This window comes from Fluoribacter gormanii (assembly GCF_900156395.1).
Lineage (GTDB): Bacteria > Pseudomonadota > Gammaproteobacteria > Legionellales > Legionellaceae > Legionella > Legionella gormanii.
The window spans coordinates 106,292-129,752 of record NZ_FTNL01000008.1 but is presented as its reverse complement, the minus strand read 5'-3'; the positions used below and the strand labels follow the sequence as shown (position 1 = coordinate 129,752).

Here is a 23,461-nt window from a genome sequence, read left to right as displayed (position 1 = left end):
CCAGTGGTCATGAACAGCAATACCTTTGACACCATCAATCAAGGATTTTCGCTTTGGTGACACATGGTAATAAGTGCAATAGTGTGCTGATGATTTGTTCGTAGTATTTCATGCAGCTATTTGATCACAACCACATAATTTTTCAAATGTTTTTTTACATGACTGTATCCGAGATACACCGCAGGAGCTCCCTCACCCTCGCTGCGATCGGGTTCGGGATGACGTGGGGAGTTACAAAAATTGTTTGATAGATGCCAACTAAAATAGGGCTTAAATATAAAGTTACCTATCTTTGGACTGATCGCCGTTTGATATTTTGCTAATATATACATAAAGTAGTTTGGTAATTTAGGAGACAACCAGAATGTCTAAAAAAACTCCCAAAAATTTTGGAAAATCGATCGACTGGACTGTTACTGCAGATAAGAAACAAATAAATTCCCTCAATAAAGATACGCGAACGATTGCCCAAGAGTTAGATAATAATCCCTTACCAGATAAAAGTGAGTTAAATCCAACAAAAAAACAATAAATTAGCTTTTGTTATTGGTAAAGAAATAAAACTTGCATATTTTTTATAAAAACCTATCATAGTTAGGGCATGTTTTATTAAAAAAGGATTTTATAGATGATGATGTTTTTTAGAAAATTTGCTACTTCCTGCTCTCAGAAAGTAATTAAGAACGGCTCTACTTCCAGCAGTTTATTTAAAGAAGTAAATTGGTCAATAGTCAAAGAAAAGGGAGCCAAAACACAATTAAATGAATCTACGAAGGTCATTGTGAAGGAGATCGAAAACTCTTCGTCTGCTGATGCACAAGGGCCAGCTCCGAAATTAAAGTAAGCGAAGTGGGCATTCACACAATGGCGTCAACTTAAATTGTAGCCTAAACACGTAACCAGGTTACGGCTTGCGCTGCACTGAGGCTACGAGGGCTAATTTCCCAGGTGCCATTAGGCGTTTACTTTACTCGCAGTACGCTTTGATGAGTCTCGCGTTCTAATGCTTCAAAATGTTCTGGTGCATTAGATTTTAACTCTTCAAATCCTTCTTCGTCTGAAACACTGAGCACACCATCTTCGACACTTGCTACCCCATTTTTTTCAAGGTTATTAATCGCAGTTGAACTGATGTCCTGACGTACAAATACAATTTTAACCGATTTAAATTTAGTTGGATCGATTACTCTTGCCGTGCCCGCACCAATTGAAATATCAGCATTGTCAAAAAGTTCTTGTGCAGATGTAGCCTTGGTATTAAGTTGGCTTTGATTGATAAAATCCATGTATTGCGGAAGACTTATTACATATATTGTGTTCGTCTCACAATCTACAACAACAGCAGGTTTGTTATCTTCTAAATCAGACTCTTGATCTTGTTGGCGACTAAATTTTCTCTCAATCGCCAACTCATTATTCACTACACTGATAATTACTTTTTTAGACCGGTTTTCCTGAATAACTGATGGAAAACGTTCACTAACACTACGATATGAATTTAATACATACTCGGGAGGCGTAATAAAATCGTTATTCGCAATACCTCTTTGAATCACACCATCCACCGCTTTCTCTGGTTTTCTTGTCGAAACGGTTATTAAATAAGTTCCATCTTTTTTTAAACCTATATCAAGCCACTTAGGCCAAACATTACACATTTCTTTAAATACGTTTGGCACTTTTTTATTTTGATCCATACGGCGGGTTAAAAATTCGCCGCTCATATTATAAGTCACTACTGCTTCTGCATGTGTTAATGTACCAATATGCTTTTTATGAGCACCTTTAACACACTCATCTTCATAATAAATTGTTCGTTTTCTATCAACAGTAAGTAGAGCAAGTTCATCTAATGAGTATCCAGTTTGTTGTTGCAATTGTAATGCAAAACTTTCTGTTGTAATTGATTTACCGCTGCCTGGCCCACCAGCCATCAAAACTGTAAACCGGTCAGGATAGCTGGTAGGTGCGTTCTCTGGCACCCCAATAAATGTATTTGCATGTACTGCAGAGAGTAAAGGTAAAGCCTCATATTTGCCTTGCTTAAGAAGTAACTCAATGACAGACTCTGAAACAGTATATATTCGTTCATCAACTTCCTTTTTAAGTAGTTCATCTGCTACTCGAATCATAGCCAATTCACTGATCCCAAAATCAGATGCATCAATAATTCCGTCTTCTCTTCGTTTTAGGAGTTCTGCTTTCAATTTATGAAAATGCTTATGAAGCTGTGGATGCTGTTGCTGTAAACCCGCATCATGTAACTCACGATAGACCCAATCAAGATATTTCTGACGCTCAGATACCATATTTATTTCAGGTATCGCTGGGATAATATGTTTTGAGTGGAAATCACGCACAAAGCATCCAAACTCTATATTTTTAGGTGGTGTTTTTACTAATAAAGGGATTAAAGCTCCTGTTATTTGTAATGAACGCCGATGGCTTTCATACAGGATTAAATCACCAATGGATGCACCAATATACCCTTGAAAGCGTCCAAAACTTCTTAGCATTAACTTTAATTCTTCTTTCTTATGTATCGAATTTTTTAATGCCGTGAATTCAACAGTTGCATCTGTAAAAATATCTGGAAATGCTTCCTTACCAGATTGGAGCACTCCCTCAATGTCACAAGATCCTTCATTAAATTTCTTCCAACTTTTATGAGAATAAAATCGAACAACTTGTGTATTACCGCCTAAATTTATAGCTTTTTTTACCGTTGATTTAAGATGTTTCGATGCACTAGTAACTTTAGATAACATCATTTAACTCACAATTTTAAAGTATCGTATATCCTGGATACCTATATATTACACAACACAACTTAACTAAATATTAAGCATTGAGTTAACTTATGGGTCATGGTGGCAAAAAAATCGAGAAATCCAGGTTTTACTGTTTATCGATACATTGAAATGAATCATGAAACATAATCCCACATAAGATGGGCACTGAAAGACCCGTGGAAGAGCGCTACTTATTTATCATAAAACAAGATAAGATAAGAGTACGGCTGCAGCGTTTTTATAAACCGAAAAGGATAAATTACATGGTAGTCATTTATTACCAAACTGATTCTCGCATACAGTCCAAGATTCTTAACGATGAGAATAAAGATCTACTTCAAAATGCACTTTGGATTGATTTACTGTGCCCTACAAAAGAAGAAGAACAACTTGTCGAAGAGCAATTAAAAATTGAAATCCCGACTAAAGAAGAAGTTGAAGAAATCGAGCCTTCCAGCAGATTGTATACTGAAAATAATGTCTTATATATGACAGCAACAATGGTTGCGCTATCCGATTTACCTGAAGTTAAAACGGATGTAGTCACTTTTATGCTTGCCGAAAAATGCTTGATTACCTTGCGCTATGTCGAGCTGCATCCATTTAAATTATTTATTAAAAAATTAGTGCGCTCTACAACAAAAGATTACAACGCAAAAGCAATACTAATAGAATTATTAGATGCCGTCGTTGACAGGCTTGCTGATATTTTAGAAAAAATAAGCGATAAATTTGATGAAATATCAAAAATTATTTTTCATCCAAAAGAAAATAATCATACAACAGCTGAAACAAACTATAAGCATATATTACAATACATAGGAGCGAATGGAGACCTTGGTACTAAAGCCAGTGAAAGTCTCATATCATTCACTCGCTTAATTTCTTACTTAGAACAGATAGGTGGCTCAGATATTCCCAAAGAGATCCACATAATTCAAAAAGATATTAATGCGCTTCGAGAACATGCAAGTTTTCTCTCTACCAAATTTAGCTTCTTACTTGATGCTACTTTAGGTATGATAAACATAGAGCAAAATAGTATAATTAAGATTTTCTCAGTCGCCGCGGTTATTTTCCTGCCACCAACCCTTATAGCAAGTGTTTACGGAATGAACTTTAATGACATGCCTGAGTTACGTTGGCATGTAGGCTATCCATTGGCGATACTGATGATGGTCATTTCTGCATGGTTGCCATTTAGATATTTTAAAAAGAAAAAATGGTTATAAATTTTAAAATGACCCCAAAGTAAAAAAGTACTATCTATATTTTTGCAATGCTTCAATTCGTTTTTCAAGCGGAGGATGGCTTGAGAAAAGAGCAAGCCAACTTCCGTGACTCGATATTTTCATGGTATTAAACGCCGGTGCACGATCGTCTGTTGGTGTTTGATCCATAAGTTGTTGCAGACGTTGTAACGCCTTGATCATCTTGTCTTTACCAACATATAACGCTGAACCTCTGTCCGCTCGAAATTCGCGATAGCGAGAGAACCACATGACGATCAGGGAGGCTAAAATTCCAAACAGTAATTCAAATATTAGAGCCACCCCATAATAAACGAAACCACCTTGTATCTCCTCATCACTGCCTCTTCTGAAAAACTGCATCACAAGAAAAGCGGCAATACGAGCAAAAAATATGACGAATGTGTTGACTACACCCTGAATTAAAGTGAGAGTTACCATGTCACCATTTGCAACATGAGAAATTTCATGCCCTAATACAGCTTGTACCTCATCTTTTTGCATTGCATTGAGTAATCCAGTCGAAACAGCAACAAGAGCATTGTTTTTATTCCATCCTGTTGCAAACGCATTAGGTTCCGGACTGTCGTAGATTCCGACGTCAGGCATACCAATGTTTCTTTTCTTGGCTAAATTGCTTACTTCATTCATTAACCAAGATTCCGCTTCAGTCGTTGGTCTCTCAATTAACTGGACATTAAACGCATGGATTGCCATCCATTTGGAAATAAAAAGTGAAATAAATGAACCTGTAAACCCCACAATCGCGGCGTAAATTAAAAGGGCTTTATAATTTAAACCATATTGCGTCAGGTAAGGACTAATGTTGAATAAACTTAGTATCAAAGAAATAACTAAGAGTATGGCCAAGTTCGTAGCAAGAAATAAAGCAATTCGTTTAAACATAGTGTTTGTCTCCTGCTTATCAATTGTTCTGCCCCTACCATAATTATAGATTGTTAGATGATTTTAGGAGGTTTATTTTTATCCCACGCCTTTTTGGTCGAAAAACAGAAATCATTATTCGGTACTTGGAATAGATGAGTTAAATGTGCCATATTAGTAAACGGTTATATTTCATAAATCAAAGGGAGATTGTTTATGAATTATTTTGATGGATTTGTTGTAGATGTTCTAGTCTGAATTCAATGAAATAGAAGTAATTACCTCTTGCCTGTTTTTTAATAAACATATTAAAAAACGAAACTTTGTCGTTCATTTTATTCTTATCTGGAGAATTTACATGCCTGGCCCCTACAATACCCATATAATAGTGAATGTATTTCGAAGCATTGTGCAATTAGTAGCGCAAAATCCAAAATTATTAAATGTCCCTGGAGTTTTTCGAGTTTCAGGGGCAAAAGAAGAGACCCAGAGATTACTTGATCTGCTTATCAGCGAACAATTTAATGTGGATACTCTAAGTCACTATGTAATGAAAAAAAATGAAATAGATAGCGAGCATCTCCATAACATCTTAGGAATGATACCCGCCATGTTCAAAGACACCCGGATATTAGATTCAGAAGACAAATTACTACTCACCTTCTCTAAAGAATTAAAATCGCTAATGGACTCACAAGATGGAAAAAATCATGTCGATGCAGCTCAATTATTTGATGATTTTATTTGTGATCTCTTGCTTTCAAAGAGAGTGGATCATCAACGAGCAGGAGAGATCCTCGATCATTACTGCTATTTAATGCACCAAGTCGGTAGATTTCAAGATATCAATCGCATGACTTACAACAATCTCGCGATTATTATGGCTCCCCGTTTGACTCAAGATTTAGCTCTATTCCCTGCAACAGATTTTTTTGGTCTAAGTGGATTTATAAGTCAGTTAACTCCTGTATTAGAGGATTACATCACAGACGAAAAATGGAATTATGATTTCAAAGAACGTCATGCTGATAAATTGGAGCATTTAGCATACACGAGACATTCGATACTTGAACAACTGGAACATATGAAAGAAGCCTCCAAAAAAGCAGTAACAATTCCTATGAAAAGTTTGATGCTACAAGCATGGATGCTTAAGAATCAGATCGACATTATAGAAAAACAACAGCAAGATCATTCAATTAAACGAAAAGTGCGGAAAGAATTAAGCAAGCAACTGAAGCAATTAAAAGACGAGCTGAACGTACTCAACGCCAAGGTTTCTGAATTAAGTTCCCAAATGTCTATGGTGAATCAAGGACATCGAACAGTACAGGAAGAAATCAATCTTATATCTCTTTCAGAAAATAGAGTAACGTCAGTAAAAAATCATCATGGAAATAAATCTAGTGCTTCAAATCTAGCTCAATTTAGCATTTTTGAACCTGATAATAATAACATTGCTGCGCCTACTTTTTTACTCCCAAATCCAGAAGACAAACACGAGATAATCGATTATGACGATCTGCAAACTACCAGTCTAGATGGTCCGAAGTAGGCTCTTTATTATCATTGGGTACTTTTAAGAATTACGTCCGATCTTTTGATAAAAAGCCTGGGTACAGGGCAGCGAAACCTGGGCCGCTTCTCTTGATTAAGAGCCAATCTAACCATAGTTTAAACTTCAAACAACTGATAATCTATTGCCCTACCTGATTTTTGACTTCCAATCTACATTAAAATAAATCATCGAACGACTAGAAACAATTTATTCTTTAATCAATTTGATTTACTATACCCCAGCCTCCCATGAGGTGTATGAAGAACATTGAATTATTTATATTTTTATTAATTTTTCATTGTTACTAAATTGGTATTTTCCAAATTATTTAAATCAAAGGGGTCATATAATGCGTAAATCATTGGTGTCGTACTTGTTTTTCCTGATTACAATATCCTATGCAACTCTTGCTAATAGTTATGGTGTTCATGAAGACCATCCTTATGATTTTGTAGTTACGAAAGATATTTATAAATTTTCTGAGATTTATCAGATTAAATCCCCTCAAAAAGATACATATCCTGGCTCAGTAAAAAAGAGTGCATTTCGTATCCGAACAAACTATGATTTATCCAATAAAGATGGATGGCAAGCAACAGGAATTACACGAATCATTTCCTTAGGCTCTCTCTATCCGTGGGCTAAAGAAATTGATATTTATGATACCCGAGGGGTGCAAATTGGCTTTATTGATGGAAATTTAGCCACACTCGAATCAGCAAAGTTCACTATTTATGACTATGACGAGTCAGGAAAATCAACAGAAATTGGCTATGCCTATGCTAATCCAAGCTTTGACCGATTTGTCATTTTATCATCAACAAGCAATCCTCATCCAATCGCTGAATTAAATCGCAACATCGGTGACAAAACCTGGGAGGTCTCAGTACACTACCCTGAAAAAATTGATGATCGTATCATTCGTATTTTTGCCGGCTTTGTGATTGATTATGAAGATAAGTTTCTAGCAGGTCCTGACGATTCAGATGACTCAGATGATGATTATATTGCAAATCAATCTGCTCATTAAAATTGTCTAAGGTTGGGGTAATTACCCAACCTTTTAGACATTTCGGACCGTCATCCAACATGCATTAAATAATTTATAATGTTAAAGCATCTCTTGCTGTGTTCCTATCCCTGACATCTAAAAACCTTATATCCTGTTCATGATTCCCTTTTATAACTTCATTCATTTCTTTTATAAAGTGGTTCACATCAGTCAGAACAAAATGGCGCCTCTTATATTTTACATAACTCAAATACTGTAAAGCTAGTTCTCTACATTCTTCAGGAGAGTAAGTGCCTTCTTGATACATTTGTCTGAGCGCTTTCGCCACTCTTGGGCCGGACTGTTTGCCCTCAGAAACATAACGAGAAATTTCTTGAGGGTATGTTTTTTGCAGAGGTCTCTCAGATTTAAACAAAGTATGTCGAGAAAATTGGCTTAGTTCTTTCGCTTGAACTCGTTTAGGGCCAGATAATTCTTTGCTTTCTTGATGTTGAGCCGTTTGGTGATCCAATATTAAACTCTTTGGCTTATCGGCCAAAAAAATTGGAGAGCAATCAACAAATCCCGAAAGAAAATTACTCAGTAACGGCCGCCAAGAAGGCTCTAATCCTAATATAGGCATCACTTTGCCAATAAGCTGAAAAACGGACTCCAGTGTTTTTTCCTTAATAGCATAAGATGGATTAGTATAGATAATATCCATCTGTTTCATTAAAATGGATAGCCAATCACGCTCGACTCTATCTTCTCCAAATAAAACAGATATCTTGGGATGCATTGTTTGCATTTCATCAAGCAGTTCAAATATCATTTGCTCCTTGGCTGTTAATTTTGGGGCAAAAACTGATTCAGGCATTAGAGAAGTCCAATGAGAATTATTTTGATTATTCAAAATCATCTCTGGATTACTGGACTGATAAAAAGGAGCGATGCCATCTCTGTAAAGATGCAGCACGATTTCAGTATCATAAAACGTCTCCATCTTTCCATTTAAATTCCGTTCCATACGCTCCCCCTGTATGGCACGATGTAAAACCAGAAGTGTTTCTTCTGATCCCCATACATATTCTTTTTGCAGATGATCTTTATAGAGATTTAGATATTTTTCATCTTCTGTCAAAAAGAAATTCACTGTTTCATCCCTTAGAATGTTATCTAAGAGGTTCTCTTTCTGAACTTTAATTTCATGTTCAGTAAACTGTTTTTCTTCCTTTTTTAATTCACTTTCTTTGATTAACCACAGGCGATTAAATTCTTCTAACACGTGTGGGACTCTTAGCAGTGAATATTCCGTCATTGCAATATCTGTACTACGAATCTTGTATATTTCAGCCTCGGTAAAATCCGGGTTAGTAAATTCATGGTCAATTAATGCTGATAATTCTGAACCATTAGCCAACAATGAGTGTTTGAAACAAAACTCCAAGCCGTATTTCGCTGAAGAAAATAAGGGGGTATCATGAGGAGACAATTTAAACTCTAATTTTGCATGTTCCGCCGCCAAAACCCTTGTTGCTCTTCCGAGAATGGGTTCTATAATGGTTTTGATTTCACGAGATGTAAATTGATAGTTTGGATTCTTGGATAATAATTTTCGCAATTGAATTTTATCATCTTCTTTAAGTTTTAACTTGTTAAAAACATTTTCAGTACGTTCAGGAGCATTTTGAGCTCGTAAATAATACATTAAAGAAATGCTATAAGCATAATACATACAATTGCCTTTACCACTATTATCTACAAGAAACATATTGACTCCTTTTTATATTTTTATTTTCCTTCACGTTTTCTTATGTGAACTCATATTGGCAGCGATAACTTCCCCTCATAAAATTCTTTATGATTGGGCATATTAATAAAAAATGTACGAATCGTTGAATTAGCAAGAGTTGGTTAAAACCTAAAAACTATTTTTATTACTCATTGCTTTTTTAAAAATCTGAACAAAATAGACATTAGTCTTTTGATTTGGCAAATTATCTTTTTTTCCGGGGAGAACGAAACACTTTGACATAACATTAATCCTTTAGATTTTATTTCGCTTAACCTGTAATCTATACGATCAATATGCCATAATCAATGCTTTTGAATCATTATCAGATCAAAAAGTATTAATTATGATATTTAGTGATTTTTGAAATCAATCCTGATTCCAAATATAGATTTCTGCATATGCTCTTTTCCTCTTACATAAACAAGTAAGGTCAAATATAAGAAATGATTTTTATTCTGGATTCCATAATGTTTTTCATTTTAATATCAAATAATCAATTTTACGCGCCGGTTAGAAACCTCAAAAATGTTGGCTCTGCGGATGAGTTTTCACAAGAAAATACATAATCACTATGATTAACAAAGAAAAATGGGATAAGTTAAGCGATTTAATGGTTCAACTTCATATCAATGAAGCGGATCTCATTGAAAAATTTATCATAGGTAGTGGCAAAGGAGGCCAAAAATTACACAAAACTGCTTCAACAGTTTATTTGAAGCATATGCCTTCAGGATTGGAAATAAAATGTCAGGAATCTAGAAGTCGTGAAGACAATCGGTACTTCGCAAGAATGCGACTTTGTGACAAAGTACAATCAATAGTGAGTAATGAAAAAACAAAGGAACAGCAAAAAATTGAGAAATTAAAACGCCAAAAGAAAAGACGTTCCAGGCGAGCAAAGCAAAAGATTTTGGATGAAAAAGCGAGACAAAGTGACATAAAGGTACTGAGGAAAAAACCTTCATCTTTTGAATAATTTTTAGAAGCCTACACGCTTAAATCCTATGAGCTCAATGCTGTAGCTCAAATAAGCTAGGCTAAATAGCCTAGCTTAAACAAGTAGCTTAGGGAACTAAACGAGCATGCTTTAATGATTCATCCTCTTCTGTCTTACCGCAGCAGGAAGAGAAGCCCTCAGAGACAGCAGAAATAACAGTAGCTCCCGTGCGAGTAAAGATTTGCGCAACTAATAAAGGAGTTAAAACAGCAGTGATTACTGCTAACGCAACTGTAATTGCTGCACAAGCAACAGCAACAATTGCCGAGACTCCTGCAACAGAAAGCGCATTTTTTGCTGTTTCTTTTGCATTTTTATTGAAAAGACCAATGGGAGCAGCACCACTTGCAACCAGCAAACTTCCAGCCGTAGTAATTGCGCCTACAGCAGCAGCGATTGTGGAAAGGCCAGCCAAAAGGCCTAAAACTAATGGAGTAACAATTGGAGCTGCTAATGAAGAACCAAAATCCCCGAATTTTTTGTAAGGGGTGAAAAATCCTGGTGCCTGTTTTCTAGCTTCATTCACTTGCTCCCATGCTAACCTTTTCTTCTCACTGTCATCAGAGAATAAATTGTTACCAATCTCTATATAGTCATCAATGCTTAATTCTTGTTTGCCTTGCATAATTTACCTTCCCGCTTTGATTTATTTTGCAGCATATTATTCAAAAAAAAGCTATTGGTCAAGTTGTCGTTTTTAGTTCGAATTAACTCATAAAGAATTTCCGCCCCATTACTCACAAACCAATATTCGCTAATTTATTCATAGAATGAAATCAAAAATCTTTTTGTAAATAGCCAATTGAAGTCAAATCACCAGTCCCAGAAATCACGTAACAAAATCTAGAGGTTCTGCTCCCTATCAAATTTATAAAACTCGGATTAGAACTTTGTCTCATCCGAGTTGTCGGTCTACAGCTATTTTTTTATAGGGGGAACACATGCATCTATTGTTACACCACCAGGTATGTTTCCTGGATTATATAGCGCAATATCATTATCTATATTTGCCTGGTTTCCAAAGAACTTATTCGAAGCAACACATGCATGAGCCAAATTCATAGCAAGCGGAATTCCTGCAGAGCCTCCTACCAATATCGCACCACCTCGATTATCCTCTCCCAATGGTTTTTTCAATGCAGTATTTTTTTCAAAGATATTATCAACAAGCTTGGCATTCCCAGAAAACTCAACAGCAATTGCACCTCCTCCTGGTGCCATAGTAGTTACTGAAGAACTGCCTCCACTAAAGAAATTGGCGATTGAATTAAAGAAGAACAGCGGTGACACAGTACCGGCTGGTACTCCCTCAATTGTATTATGTAAAAACCTATTATTTGAAATTTGTGCCAAGGTTTTTATAGGTGAGGCAAATACAGCATTCGCATAGTTAGAAACAAAAATACCCCCTCCTTCCAATTCTGCTTTGTTATTCGTGAAAATAGATTGTGTTACTGTTGTCGCTATTGAGTCTAGGTAAATTGCCCCACCAACACCACCAGAATTGTTGTTAAATTCAGAATTCATGATCTTGGCTCGCGAACCTGGATTAGGAAGTATTCCAAAAACATTAATACCACCGCCGCCAAATGCTGCAGCTACATTATCGATAAATTTTGAGTTTACAACTGTTAAAAAATAAGGAGTGCCATCATTAAAAGGGATGTGGAAAAAAATCGCACCACCACCAAAACCGGTAAGCGTAGTTTGATTTTGTGTAAACGATGAATCGGATACTGATAAATTGGTATTAATCACCCCAAGAGCACCACCGCTTGAATCGGGTACTGGACCATTCAAAACATTGCCTTTGAAATTACTTGATGCGATGTTGATATCGCCACCATCTTTACCACGAATTGCTCCACCATTACGAAAAGCAATATTTTGTTCAAATTGACTTGCAGTAATAGTATATGCAGCATCAATCAAATTTTCTAAAGCTCCACCACTCCCACCTGGAAATACAGCGAGGTTATTAATAAATTTTGAATGCTTTATAGTAACTGATGTATCAGTATCTATTGCTGCAACAGCACCTCCACCTGAAGCTAATGAAAGGAATTCTCCATCGAGAATTTCAGTCACTGTTGCATTGGAACCGTCACTTATATTTTGCTCAAAAAGCATATTACTAAGCTCAATTGTTGAACCATAGCGTGCCAATAGCCCTCCCCCTGCTGCATGTTCGTAATCCAAACTCTCGAGTATATTTCTAGGTCCTAAAACTCCACTATCTGGACCAACTGCATATCCTCCTCTGACAATGAGACTATCAAGTTTTATATTTTTAACCCCCGCTCCTGGAGGAACATCACTTCCAGCCATAAGCACATGCCAAACCCTGTCATTATTACTATTAACTACATAGGGAGTAAGACAAGTTGAAGTCATGTCACCACATAAAATAGTGGGGAACAGCTGACCATTTCTTTGTCCACGACTCGTTTCCTTTCCGGAAAATCCTCCGTATATAGCTGTATCACTTGGTAGATTAAAAGTTCTTAGTTTAGATGTGTTAATTCCATATGCTCCCCCAACAACTCCTTGTGGCGCATAAACTCGAGTGGGTTTATAAACGCCTTGCGCTACCCAGATTTCAACAGAACCAGGATCTGCATTCGCAGCTTCCAGTGCAGACTCTAAATTATTAAATGCATTGCCCCAACTGCTTCCATTGCCATTTGCAAGCCCCCTGCCGTTGACATAAAACCGCGTCACTTCCGCCTTAGTGATATTCAAGCTGTTGGTAGAGCCAGGTTGATAACATTGCAAGCGATTGCCTTGATTGCAAACCACAGGACCACCTGATATGTCCTTCACTAATTGGGCACCAATCACTTCCAAGGTTAAAGTACAAGCTTGCTTATAGCCCAATGAAAAAGGATTCTTGCAGTTCCCAGCTCCCGAGGTCACTTGATTGATTCCAATAATAGGACTCATAACCAAACTCTTTGTTTTTTTTGACTGATTGGTCACCGTATATTTTACCGTAGCAGTTCTTGTTGGACTTACAGTGACTTTAGGAGGAAAATTTGCATCAGAGATAAATGTCCATAAAGGACTAGAAGCCTGTTCGATAGTGTTAAAACGGGCATCCGCGATGGCATTATGGTTAGGAAAACTTGAGAATAAAATGAGAAAAAGAGGATATCTTTTCAATTAATGCTCCTTGCAAATAAAGTATCAATTATTAAAATTAGGGACAATTGAAATTAAGAAATGATCGGTGGTTAAAATAACTAGTTCCTAATTGGTCAACGTTCAAAGCAATTTTTTTTATAAAGAAAACCGGATTACGATCGTAACTAATACGAGTTAAATTTACCATGAAGAAATAGTCTCAAATTATTTTAAGTTCAGATGGAAGTCTTCAACTATATCGTGAGGAGAAAAACCATCTCTATATTTAAAATGTTCACAAATATGGACGAGAATAATATAGGCTGATTGTTTGGTTTTTTTTAAAATCCAGGTATGGCTTAAATCGGCAATCAACTGTTGACTGTAAGCCGCTGGGGACTGCCAAACTCGTGCATACCAAGCTCCTTTGGTACTAAGAGTAATTTGCTCATCGTGCGTTTCACTTTTAACAAGTTCACATTCAAACTTTTGATCGAAATATATTAATTTACCTATCTGATGATCAGCAAAACCAGCGATTCCCTTAAAAACGATATCACTATCACGAAGCGTAATAATTAAATGTTCTGGATCAACGATGGGTAAAAAATCTGATATTGGTGCTCGTGAAGCATTTAAATGATTAAATAGCGTCACAACCTGGAATGCATCTTGTTCATTATGTGTAATTTTATTCATAAATTCATCGACTTTTTAGTTTTATTTTAACATGGGCTACTCTAGATATATGACAAACACTTTTCCAGAGAACAAATACTGATATTAAGAAACTATAAAAGGGTAAGATTGTATTTTTCTACTTTTCTAATTTAATGATGTCTGAAAATAAAATATAGCGCAAGAAACATTCATACTGCAAAAAGAGGACAGATTATTCGGTCCTCTTTTTCGTATCGCTATTCATGAGAAATTACATTTTACTTCCGATATCCAATATCATATAAGCTCCTGCTGTAGACAATGATTTATGCATCAATCGACAATTAAATCCTTTAAAAAATGCACTGATACCATGATTCTTATAAATTTCTGATGCAATGCCTCTTATTGTTGGCTTGAATGAATCAATACAAGCCTGTTGCTGACTCTTTATTACATCCAGCGGGGTTGTTGTAAAAGCAACTGGGATTGACGCTGTTGTTGCCCAAAGAATCGTTGATAGAAAATTTTGTTTTTCCCGTTTCGTTTTAATTGCCTGATAAGTCATGTATAAATAAAGCCAACTCGGAAATGATTTTCCAAGTGTTGCAGCACTCCCCGCAAAAAAACCTGGCAATCCTTTTTGTTGATAAATGGTATGCATTGCCTGGACAGGTTTTATAGGTTTATCCTGACTTGCTATAGCTCTCATTTGTACCGTTTTAATATTCTCAATAGGACTGAGCACTAAAGTATCAAAAGTAGAAGAAAGCGCAGCTTTAAATACACCACCAACCACCAGAGGAAACTGTAATTTGTCAATTTCTTTTGGCATATGAGTAATCAATAACGGTCGGTAGGCCACTTTGCCTTGTTGACGTATCATGCACGACAAAAATCCGGTAGAAAAATGCTTTAAATTAACACCTATGAATTGTTTTGTAACTGAATAAGAACTTTGGAAAAGATTTGTTTGAATTGCAACCTTGAGTCGTTCTGCTGGATGTCCTATCAACGTTGTAACTCCAGTGTAAGTCACACTAAAAATATAAGCATCCCAAAGTGTCTTTTTCTCTTTTTTTTCTTGTCCCATAAATCCATGCCCTCTTAATAAAAAGCGCAAATATTACCATGGTGATCATTTTAAAATCACTAAGTTTTTCTGTGAGAAATTTAATTCAATTCATGACCATTTTATTTGACTCATACATAAGAGAGGGATTTTTATTCAAAACCTTTTGATGCTCACTTATGAAATATTGCGATTGCCTTCTAAGACAAAGCCAGGGCATGTACGGTAGAACTACGTGCCTGTGTTTCGAGGTGGAATTTCATTGATTCTATTAATTATTTAAATAATTAAATGTAGCAAATTTGCATTGCATTATTTAGTATTGTGTCTCTGCTTTAAAATAAAATGAAATTAGAAACGCTGCATCGCGTTATATAAAATGAATACGGTGCCATAATTGCCGTACCAATTGAGCAACTCAGCCTATTGTTTAGAATGGCATTTCTTATTGTTGCGTTTATTACTACTAAAAGGGAACATTAGAGTGAAAATGAATCAATTCCAATTAGCAAGCACTTTGTTTTTAATGATGAGTCCGGTCTTTGCAAGTAATCCTGTCCTTCATTCTTTAGATCAACCATTCCCCAAAAAGAGTTCCACCTTGGGAGGAAGTGTTACTTCTACCTATATTTTTACCAATAATCTTCCCTTTGCTTTTACAAAGCCATTCAGAGTAATACCAATACTGTGCCCATCTCCTAATCAAGCATGCACCGCTTCTGAGGCAGAATTTAAATATAATGATCGATGTTCTGGTAAAAAACTACTGCCTAAAGAAAGCTGCACCTATAGCATTACCCTAACCCCCAATAGTATTGGCCGAAAAACTGTTTTGGTGGCTTACAGTGGATATGACAATAACGTAGTTCATGTTCAACCCGCGTTAACAACGACCGCGACGGCAACACCAGCAGGCCTTCTTGGCACAGCCGATTTTCCTTCAGCACATCCATTACCAAGTCAAGCATTTACAAACTCCAATTATGCTGTAACGTTTACGTTCACAAACTATGATGCTTCGGCAACCAGTTTTACACAAAAGATCACTCAAAATAATAATTCGCTCCATCCTAATTTCTCAATCACGAGTAATAGCTGTGTTCCATCGGGCACAACAGGAACCTTGGCAAGCGGCGAACAATGCAGTATTGCCGGAACATTCAGTTCACCTACGAATGGCACGTTTACTCTAGCAGCTGAATTAATTGGAAATCTAAGTTCGAATAAACTCACTACCTCAACCACAGTACAATCTTTTTCATTCAATAAACTGCTTGGTGTTGATTATAATCCTAATCATTATGCGAATAATTATCCCTTCAATTTTCACGATGTGTTTTATACGGGAACACCCAATAACGCAGCAGCTACCAATGTCTACGCAGAACTACAACAATTACAGAACGCAGGATTCACAACAGTTCGCTCCTATCAAACTGAACCGTATAGTTGGATAGATATTATTAAACAAGCCAATATTTTAGGAATGAAAGTTATTTATGAGGCAGACATCCCTCAACTCCCAAGCGACACTGTTTATCCAGGATGTCCATTTGGCGCTCAGGATTATATTCCATGTGCGCAAGCCACATTAAACTCTGTGATTCAAGCAGTTACTCCTTCGGTATTTAATAAAACCGTCGTTCTTGTTTTTGCAGGACACGAAAATTATTGTAGTGCAGGTGATACCATTCCTCCGTGTACCGGAACTTCGAATGTTAATTATTTAACAAGTGCTGTTTCAGCTTTGAAAACAACATTAGCGACACATAGTTTGACAACTCCTGTAGGCTCTGCAGTCGTCAGTGGAAATTTTGTTACCCCAAGCCCTGCAATTTCTGCAGATATGAAAAAATTAATTAATTCCTATTCCTCAACTGCTCCCTTAGCTTTTGATCCATATCCTTTTCAATTTGGAGTATTACCAGCAACTACAGCCGTATGGACGCCCCCATTAAGTTCAACAGTACAACATATAAATTCCCTAGCATGGGATTACATTCAAGTTGTAGGTTCAACCACCCCACCTGCATTGCCCAAAGCTAATCCAAAGCCATTTTATACCCCGGGGCGTGTTTTGTTGTCAGCAGAAACAGGATGGGCCACAGCAGGAACTACTACAGGATATGCATGTAACTCCCCAGGACCATGTCAACCTTCCGTAGCAAATGCTACTGCATACTTCAAAACCCTTTATCAATTGAATACAAGTAATTTTGTAAAATCATCTGGATATAACATCGGGGTTCTTGCATTCGAAGCTTATGATGAGCCAACAAAATCAGGTCCTACAGCAGAACAAAATTACGGTCTTTTTAATTCGAATTGTGTTCAAAAAGGAGCTGGATTTGTCCCTAACAATGCCATAGTGTCCGCAAAAGGGTGCCAAGGTTTTACTAATGGCACACTATTAACCATATTTGGTACTACTCCCCCAATCCAAGCATCGTTTAAGGTGCAAATTACTTATCCATCAGGACAACATCCAACGATAAACGTAACGATACCTGCTAATTCAGGTTCTGCCCCCAATATCAGTGCAGTGACACCATGGCCACAGTTTTTAATTTATAAAGGAGCCAAGATTACTGTTTCTTCGACTACCACTACTCAATCCTGCACCACTACAGCTCTCGAAGTTACTCCATCTCCTGCCTCAATCACTTTTGGCTCAGTAACGTGTAAAAATCCCCCCCCAAGCAGTATCGGATGTTTTGGTCTAGGTTGCCAATTATCGAATCCTTTTTAAAGATATTCAGACCAAAAATATATTTTTTGTTTTTGCAATAAAAGGTTGGGCCAATGGCCCAACCAAGCCATTCGAACATAGTCTTTCGTTTCATTCTAAATTGTCTTTTAACGAAATCTATCAATCCACTGAATGATTAAAATGATGCCACTGTGAGTTAATATTTGACCGAACAACACAAAATATTATATTATTAGCTCACTTTGAACAAATAAGCAGCATTTACACCTGAGATAATATTATGAGAGCCAAATTTTTTAACAAAAAAACTATTCCCCAAACCAGCCAAAATGCTTTTGCATTATTAAACTCAGATACTCTGAGCTCTATTGAAAAAATTCTCTCTAATTTTATACATCTGATTGATATTGAAAAAAGTGTTTTGACTCATCCACATTCGGCAATATCAGATAATCAAGAGTTCCTTAAGGATTTGAAAGCACGTTTTAATAAGATGCGAAAAGCTCTTGATCACGGAAAACCTTATCGATCTTTATTTAGCGACGTTTGTAAATTAAAAGAAGGGCTTGAAGTAATTTTTGGATATTATCAAACTCAGATTGAACTTTGTCAGCCCATTGCAAAAGATTATCTAAGAAAAATTCGAAGCGAAGATAGTGACGTTGCAACTTTATTACATAAAATTGCTTATACAGAAAAAAAATATGCGTTTCACCAAAATGAATCAAAAATCATAAAAAAACACATCATTAATGTCACAGCTCAAGATGTTATGGAACAGGATATGACATCAATACAAGAAATTGTCCAACAGTCTCTTTCAGTTGATCATTTAGATGACTCAGAGTTTTCCTGCATCGGATCCTTGTAATTACTAGTCTGCCTTCAATTGCTCATGACAAAGTAGTTTGATTTCTTTGTCATGAGGATTTTGGTTCAAAATTATTTCACCGTAAGCTGAGATTACTCCTATAGCTAGCACGATAATTATTAACACACATTATAGTTTTGCAGGATCAGTATCTTTTATCTCTTTCCATATTTTATCAGCTTTTTCAATATTTCCTGGTACATCTTTCAGCCATAGTGGTCGCACATCGGCTTTATTCAGATAAAGTTTACCCTTATAAACTAAAAAAGCTTCGGGATTGGTAAGATGTTTTTTGCCAAGAGTCATAGCCATTGCGCAATAACCACCATAAGCAGGGAGGTATTGTTCTGGATTAGCGTCAAATAACTTCTTATTTCCTTTATCAACAAATAAATAAGTGACTCCATTAACAAAGCTATAAAAATCCCGACTTCCTTTTACCGGTTTATTTTGAGTATGGTAAGCCACAACATCGTAACCATTAGCACCAAAACTCTGGGTTGCAAAATCGGCCCAAGCTTGAACATTAAGTAATAATAAAGTGACTGCAGTAAACAGGATTCCTATTTTTTTTCTGATGCTCATAATAATGCCCCTTTCAAATCATATAGTTTTCGTAAGTGCATGCTCATTCCCCTGCAACACACTCTCAATAAGGAGAAACTGCTTTTTGACACACTTTATTCAAAGCGGCCTCCATTTGTTTTAAGATAACATTTGCTCGTGGATCATGGAGATCATAAGCATTAGCAAGTACTACAGGATTAGTAAAACTTAACCAGGTTTGGCCATCAGGATCTGTAGTTGCCATAATGCGTAATGGCAAATCCAATGCCATTGCAGGCTTGGCTTCCATAATACTCGTACCTTTAGCAGGATTTCCTATAATCAGTACTTGTGTAGCTTGTAACTTTTGCCCTGCCTTCGCAGCTTCGCCGCTGTGATCGATACGAGCAAACACTGTACCGCCTTGAGATTTAATAATCGCTTCAACCCTATCTAATGTTTCTTGAGCTGAATAAGGACTTTGGATGGTGTCAGACCATGAAGCACCGATAGGTGCAGCAAGTTTAGTATCAAAAGCGCCAGCTACTTTGCGCCCCAAAACATCCAAATCAGTGATATCGCCTTTATTGGCTAACAAGGTGACGCATACTAATTCTGTGGGTGCGGTAAATCGACTTAAAAATGCAGAGTAACCAGGTACATTACCTTTTATTTCCATCATACCTGGATGACCTGGGAAGAACCAACCGCTATTTCCTGGTATCACTTTGCCATTCTTTAATGTGACAGGATGATATAAAAACTCTCTATCCTTGGGATCTTTAACTAAAATATTGCCCGCTAAAGCAATATCCCAGATACTAATGTCCTCAGCAGAAGCAATGAGGCCGCTATTGGAGAATGTTGCAGTCCAACTCAGTGGTTTAGCTGGAACATTCGTTCCATTTTCATCTGAATAGCCCGAAGCCCATTCAGTGGGATTAATCATCACAGGATTATTTAAAAACTGGCTATGTTTGAAAGGATTAGTTCCATTATTAACTTCATTGTTCACTGTGCTTATATTTGAAATAAAAAACGTATGATGCAGACCTACCCTTTCAATTTGATTTTTAGTTACATAATCTTGATAGGACATACCACTTGTTTTTTCAATGATTAATCCCAGCAGAAAAAAGTCGGTCGCACTATTAAATGTTTGTGTTCCAGGGGTGAATGACAGCTCTTTATCTTTTATCAGCGCACTAATTTGTGCAGGAGTGTATTCCTTACTAAAATCAAAATCACTGGCCTCGGTATAGTCCGGTAAACCAGAACTATGGGTTAATAAATCCCGAATGGTTATAGTTCTCCACTTTTTAGGGATATAATCATCAGTAAGGTAAGTGCCTAAGCCCTGATCTAATTGCAGTTTTCCGTCTTCTTTTAATTGCATAATCGCAACAGCTGTGTAAGCATTAGTCAATTGGCCAATATTAAACACTGTGTTCGTAGATGCCAAACGTTTGGTTTGAGTATCAGCCAGTCCATATCCCACCACACGGGTAATATAAGGTGCTTGTACAATCGCTAGTGACATACCAGGGATATTATGCTCTCTCATAAATTGAATCACCAGATCATCTACAGATTGTCCGTGATATACCGTATGAAAGTCTCCACGACCACTTCCTGAAAAACCGAGAGTGGGAGCCATAGAACCAATAAGCCCAAAAGTTACTATTGCTAATCTACACCAACTTACAGGAAACATCCCATTCTCCTTTGATATTATTGTTCTCTAATCAAATGTCATAAATAGATATATGTAACCGTACTGAATTAATATGATTTTTAAATTAAATCTAGTCGAATAAATAGGATATGTCCAAATAACCTTTAATTAAAATAGGGGCACGAATAATAATTCACGCCGTTATAGTACTCATGGAGTTAAACTGGGTTTCAACGAAGTGTCTTGTTACTTCATAATGTACTGTTTTGCTGCTTAGGTCAGCCTGGCGTAATTGATTTATAAGCGCTTCATTGTGACGAAAGCTGTCCACCCATTTTTTGATCCTTTTTAAACGCCATATATGTTTATAAATTTTCTTATTCTTTATCTCTTTAATAACAAGAAACTTAGGCAACTTAAAGGGCAGGAATTCTTCATTGATAATAAGTATTGCCAGTACCCAGCGTAGTGACAGGAATGAAGGATAAAAATCACCACTGCGGTGGCTGATATTTTTTACAACAGTCCCTGTTTTATCTGTAAATTTTATATTTCCCGCAGTCAAGCAGCATGCTGTCTCTATAGGATCACCGGTCATTTGAAAATGTTTCGGTGCTTTCTTATGAGGACGAGTTTCAAAAGCAAACCACAGCTTACCTTCCATATCGACTAAAAAGCGAAAAATGGTTTCTTCTTCTTTTTCCAGTAGTTGCTTTAAAGTAGATAAAGACTTTATAGAAAAAGAATCAGCGTCACAATGAACGGCGGTTTTTCCTGCATAAAAAATATGCGCTGGATCTGGAGGGCTTGCGAAAAATTCTTTATCTAATTGGGTTGAAAATTTAATCATGTGTTTCATTAGGATAATGAGGCAATAATTACATGAATCATAACAAACAAATAGGCACCTTCAAATTAATAAAACCAGGAAAAATACCAATAGTTTGCAAAAACTATAGCCTCAAAGGTTTTAGACATAAAAGGATTGCAAATTTAGGTAACTCGATAACATAATCTACAAAAAATAATAACAAAGGAGTGTCATGAAACTTGCACTATTTACCACCGCTTTATTAGCTGCTGGATCCGTGTCTGCCTCGACTACAGTTAATGGCTGGTATGCCAGTGGTTTTGGAGGTTACACGTACGCCCCCTCTAATGTTGAAAGACTTTACTATGGTTACTTGCTCTCTGATGTGCATTATCGCTGGGGCTATAATGCTGGTGGCGGCATTGGATACCAAAGTGATCCTGTTCGTTATGAATTTCAATATACATACTTATATGTTGATACAAATCAGTATAGTGTAAATCACAAAAAAGCATTGGATATCGATGGTGGTACTAAAGCAAATATCCTTATGGCAAATATTTATTATGATTTTCCTGAACTGTTGGGTAAAATTTCTCCCTTTCTTGGGGTGGGTATTGGTTACTCCTTTATGCATGCCACTTTAAACAGTACAAGCCGTTTCAAAAAGCCTCATTTTAACACAGACCTGGACTCCTTTGCGTATCAAGGAACTGCTGGGTTGACTTATAATTTTACGGAACATTTTGCAATCAATGCGGCCTATCGCTATACAGCAACAACCAATAAGGGCAACTGGGGCAAAACCCTCCAGGCACATATGGGTAATCTTGGAGTCATCTATCGTTTTGATCTAGACAGATTTATATAGTAATCTTTTATTTAAATTGATTTTAAATTTTGCATTTCTTAATGTCGCAGACAAGCCGCGACATGTAAGAAAAGCACACCTGCTACATATAAGAAAACTCTGGTTCATGGCGATGATCAGCCAAAAATGATTTTTGAACGATGTCACCAATCTTTTCTATATCTTCTTTCATGATTGTAGGTGCACAAAAATTAATGGAGTACTTGGTTAAGACTTTTGTGTCTTGTTCATCAAGTAACGATGTATCTTCAGCTGCAATTGAAGACGCTAAAATCGCAAGGTCGCTGTTTCTATATTGAGTCTTTCTTAGATAATCTCTCACTATTGGCTGATCTCTTTTAATCTGTGATTGATAATATCCCATAATTACCTGTAGATCCTCTTTTAATCTACAAACATCACCGTATAAAGACTGATAAGGTTTACCATCATTTACAGCATCTTGCAGTTTTTTCAAACGCGCTTCTAGACCATCGATGAATTCTTTATTATCACCAATCCTTCCATTAGAAAGGGTGTGAGAATTGAGAACGCTTTTTTCAATATTAACCAACTGTTTAAAATGAAATACAATTTTTTCAATATTGGATAAATCATCAAAACTAGCCAAAATCTCATAAGCTTCTTGGCTGGTTTTTGGAATGCTTTGTGTTTTAAAAAACGTTAATAACTTGGCCTGCATAGTAAATTTCTCCCAAAAAAGGTCTTTTCTTAATCAAAGTGGATATATTTTAATATGCCTGACAAATTTAGTCAACTTTTTATCATTATGATCACTTATTAATCACTTGAGTTTGGAATATAGACAATAACTCAAAAAATGATTTGCACGAGGATGGGCTCTATTCTTCGCT

The 23,461-nt window shown here is 36.5% G+C and carries 20 protein-coding genes; 9 read left to right on the top strand and 11 right to left on the bottom strand.

Going from position 1 to position 23,461, the window contains the following annotated elements:
* Nucleotides 1-364: 364 nt before the first annotated feature.
* The gene (locus BW930_RS17120; protein WP_165481616.1) at nt 365-532 is read left to right on the top strand and encodes a hypothetical protein; all 168 of its coding nucleotides are present in this window, start codon (nt 365-367) and stop codon (nt 530-532) included.
* 96 nt (nt 533-628) lie between these two features.
* A complete protein-coding gene (locus tag BW930_RS07035; protein WP_058468708.1) occupies nt 629-844 on the top strand; it encodes a hypothetical protein in 216 nt (71 codons plus the stop codon).
* Between the two features lie 118 nt (nt 845-962).
* On the opposite strand, the gene BW930_RS07030 is transcribed toward BW930_RS07035, so the two are convergent.
* A complete protein-coding gene (locus tag BW930_RS07030) occupies nt 963-2,771 on the bottom strand; it encodes a hypothetical protein (protein WP_238587889.1) in 1,809 nt (602 codons plus the stop codon).
* A 284-nt stretch (nt 2,772-3,055) separates the two neighbouring features.
* Between BW930_RS07030 and BW930_RS07025 the strand changes: the two genes are divergently transcribed.
* Complete coding sequence (locus tag BW930_RS07025; protein ID WP_058468706.1) at nt 3,056-4,024, top strand: magnesium transporter CorA family protein; 969 nt, start codon at nt 3,056-3,058, stop codon at nt 4,022-4,024.
* A gap of 30 nt (nt 4,025-4,054) precedes the next feature.
* Here BW930_RS07025 and htpX read toward each other — a convergent pair whose 3' ends face one another.
* Nucleotides 4,055-4,948 (bottom strand): protease HtpX, encoded by an 894-nt coding sequence (gene htpX / locus BW930_RS07020; RefSeq protein ID WP_058468705.1) that lies wholly within the window; start codon nt 4,946-4,948, stop codon nt 4,055-4,057.
* A 337-nt stretch (nt 4,949-5,285) separates the two neighbouring features.
* On the opposite strand from htpX, the gene BW930_RS07015 reads away from it, so the two are divergent.
* Nucleotides 5,286-6,482 carry a RhoGAP domain-containing protein gene (locus tag BW930_RS07015; protein WP_058468704.1) on the top strand — a complete coding sequence of 399 codons (1,197 nt, stop codon included), beginning with the start codon at nt 5,286-5,288 and terminating at the stop codon, nt 6,480-6,482.
* Nucleotides 6,483-6,834: 352 nt separating this feature from the next.
* On the top strand, nt 6,835-7,515 hold the full coding sequence (locus tag BW930_RS07010) for a hypothetical protein (RefSeq protein ID WP_058468703.1): 681 nt from the start codon (nt 6,835-6,837) through the stop codon (nt 7,513-7,515).
* 73 nt (nt 7,516-7,588) lie between these two features.
* Here BW930_RS07010 and BW930_RS07005 read toward each other — a convergent pair whose 3' ends face one another.
* Nucleotides 7,589-9,247, bottom strand: coding sequence for a hypothetical protein (locus tag BW930_RS07005; protein WP_058468702.1), 1,659 nt, complete (start codon nt 9,245-9,247; stop codon nt 7,589-7,591).
* A 595-nt stretch (nt 9,248-9,842) separates the two neighbouring features.
* On the opposite strand from BW930_RS07005, the gene BW930_RS07000 reads away from it, so the two are divergent.
* Nucleotides 9,843-10,247: a peptide chain release factor family protein gene (locus BW930_RS07000; RefSeq protein ID WP_058468701.1), complete on the top strand. Its 405-nt coding sequence runs from the start codon at nt 9,843-9,845 to the stop codon at nt 10,245-10,247.
* An 88-nt stretch (nt 10,248-10,335) separates the two neighbouring features.
* Here BW930_RS07000 and BW930_RS06995 read toward each other — a convergent pair whose 3' ends face one another.
* From BW930_RS06995 to BW930_RS06980, 4 genes are all read right to left on the bottom strand, one after another.
* Nucleotides 10,336-10,893 carry a hypothetical protein gene (locus tag BW930_RS06995; RefSeq protein WP_058468700.1) on the bottom strand — a complete coding sequence of 186 codons (558 nt, stop codon included), beginning with the start codon at nt 10,891-10,893 and terminating at the stop codon, nt 10,336-10,338.
* 293 nt (nt 10,894-11,186) lie between these two features.
* Nucleotides 11,187-13,430 carry a hypothetical protein gene (locus tag BW930_RS06990; RefSeq protein WP_058468699.1) on the bottom strand — a complete coding sequence of 748 codons (2,244 nt, stop codon included), beginning with the start codon at nt 13,428-13,430 and terminating at the stop codon, nt 11,187-11,189.
* Between the two features lie 186 nt (nt 13,431-13,616).
* Nucleotides 13,617-14,090, bottom strand: a complete 474-nt coding sequence (locus BW930_RS06985; protein ID WP_058468698.1) for a hypothetical protein — start codon at nt 14,088-14,090, stop codon at nt 13,617-13,619.
* A 232-nt stretch (nt 14,091-14,322) separates the two neighbouring features.
* A complete protein-coding gene (locus BW930_RS06980) occupies nt 14,323-15,144 on the bottom strand; it encodes an MC/SLC25 family protein (protein WP_058468697.1) in 822 nt (273 codons plus the stop codon).
* Nucleotides 15,145-15,613: 469 nt separating this feature from the next.
* Here BW930_RS06980 and BW930_RS06975 point away from each other — a divergent pair, with 469 nt between their 5' ends.
* Nucleotides 15,614-17,872, top strand: coding sequence for a glycosyl hydrolase family 17 protein (locus tag BW930_RS06975; RefSeq protein WP_058468696.1), 2,259 nt, complete (start codon nt 15,614-15,616; stop codon nt 17,870-17,872).
* 241 nt (nt 17,873-18,113) lie between these two features.
* Entirely contained in the window at nt 18,114-18,704 is a 591-nt protein-coding gene (locus BW930_RS06970) for a hypothetical protein (RefSeq protein ID WP_058468695.1), read from the top strand.
* Nucleotides 18,705-18,833: 129 nt separating this feature from the next.
* On the opposite strand, the gene BW930_RS06965 is transcribed toward BW930_RS06970, so the two are convergent.
* The 3 genes from BW930_RS06965 to BW930_RS06955 all read right to left on the bottom strand — a co-directional run bounded on the left by BW930_RS06965 (nt 18,834) and on the right by BW930_RS06955 (nt 21,775).
* Nucleotides 18,834-19,289: a YHS domain-containing (seleno)protein gene (locus BW930_RS06965; RefSeq protein WP_058468694.1), complete on the bottom strand. Its 456-nt coding sequence runs from the start codon at nt 19,287-19,289 to the stop codon at nt 18,834-18,836.
* Between the two features lie 64 nt (nt 19,290-19,353).
* Nucleotides 19,354-20,964, bottom strand: a complete 1,611-nt coding sequence (locus BW930_RS06960) for a serine hydrolase (RefSeq protein ID WP_238587888.1) — start codon at nt 20,962-20,964, stop codon at nt 19,354-19,356.
* A gap of 154 nt (nt 20,965-21,118) precedes the next feature.
* A complete protein-coding gene (locus BW930_RS06955) occupies nt 21,119-21,775 on the bottom strand; it encodes a hypothetical protein (protein WP_058468693.1) in 657 nt (218 codons plus the stop codon).
* 193 nt (nt 21,776-21,968) lie between these two features.
* On the opposite strand from BW930_RS06955, the gene BW930_RS06950 reads away from it, so the two are divergent.
* A complete protein-coding gene (locus BW930_RS06950) occupies nt 21,969-22,607 on the top strand; it encodes an outer membrane protein (RefSeq protein ID WP_058468692.1) in 639 nt (212 codons plus the stop codon).
* Nucleotides 22,608-22,689: 82 nt separating this feature from the next.
* On the opposite strand, the gene BW930_RS06945 is transcribed toward BW930_RS06950, so the two are convergent.
* Nucleotides 22,690-23,289, bottom strand: a complete 600-nt coding sequence (locus BW930_RS06945; RefSeq protein WP_058468691.1) for a hypothetical protein — start codon at nt 23,287-23,289, stop codon at nt 22,690-22,692.
* Nucleotides 23,290-23,461 lie beyond the last annotated feature (172 nt).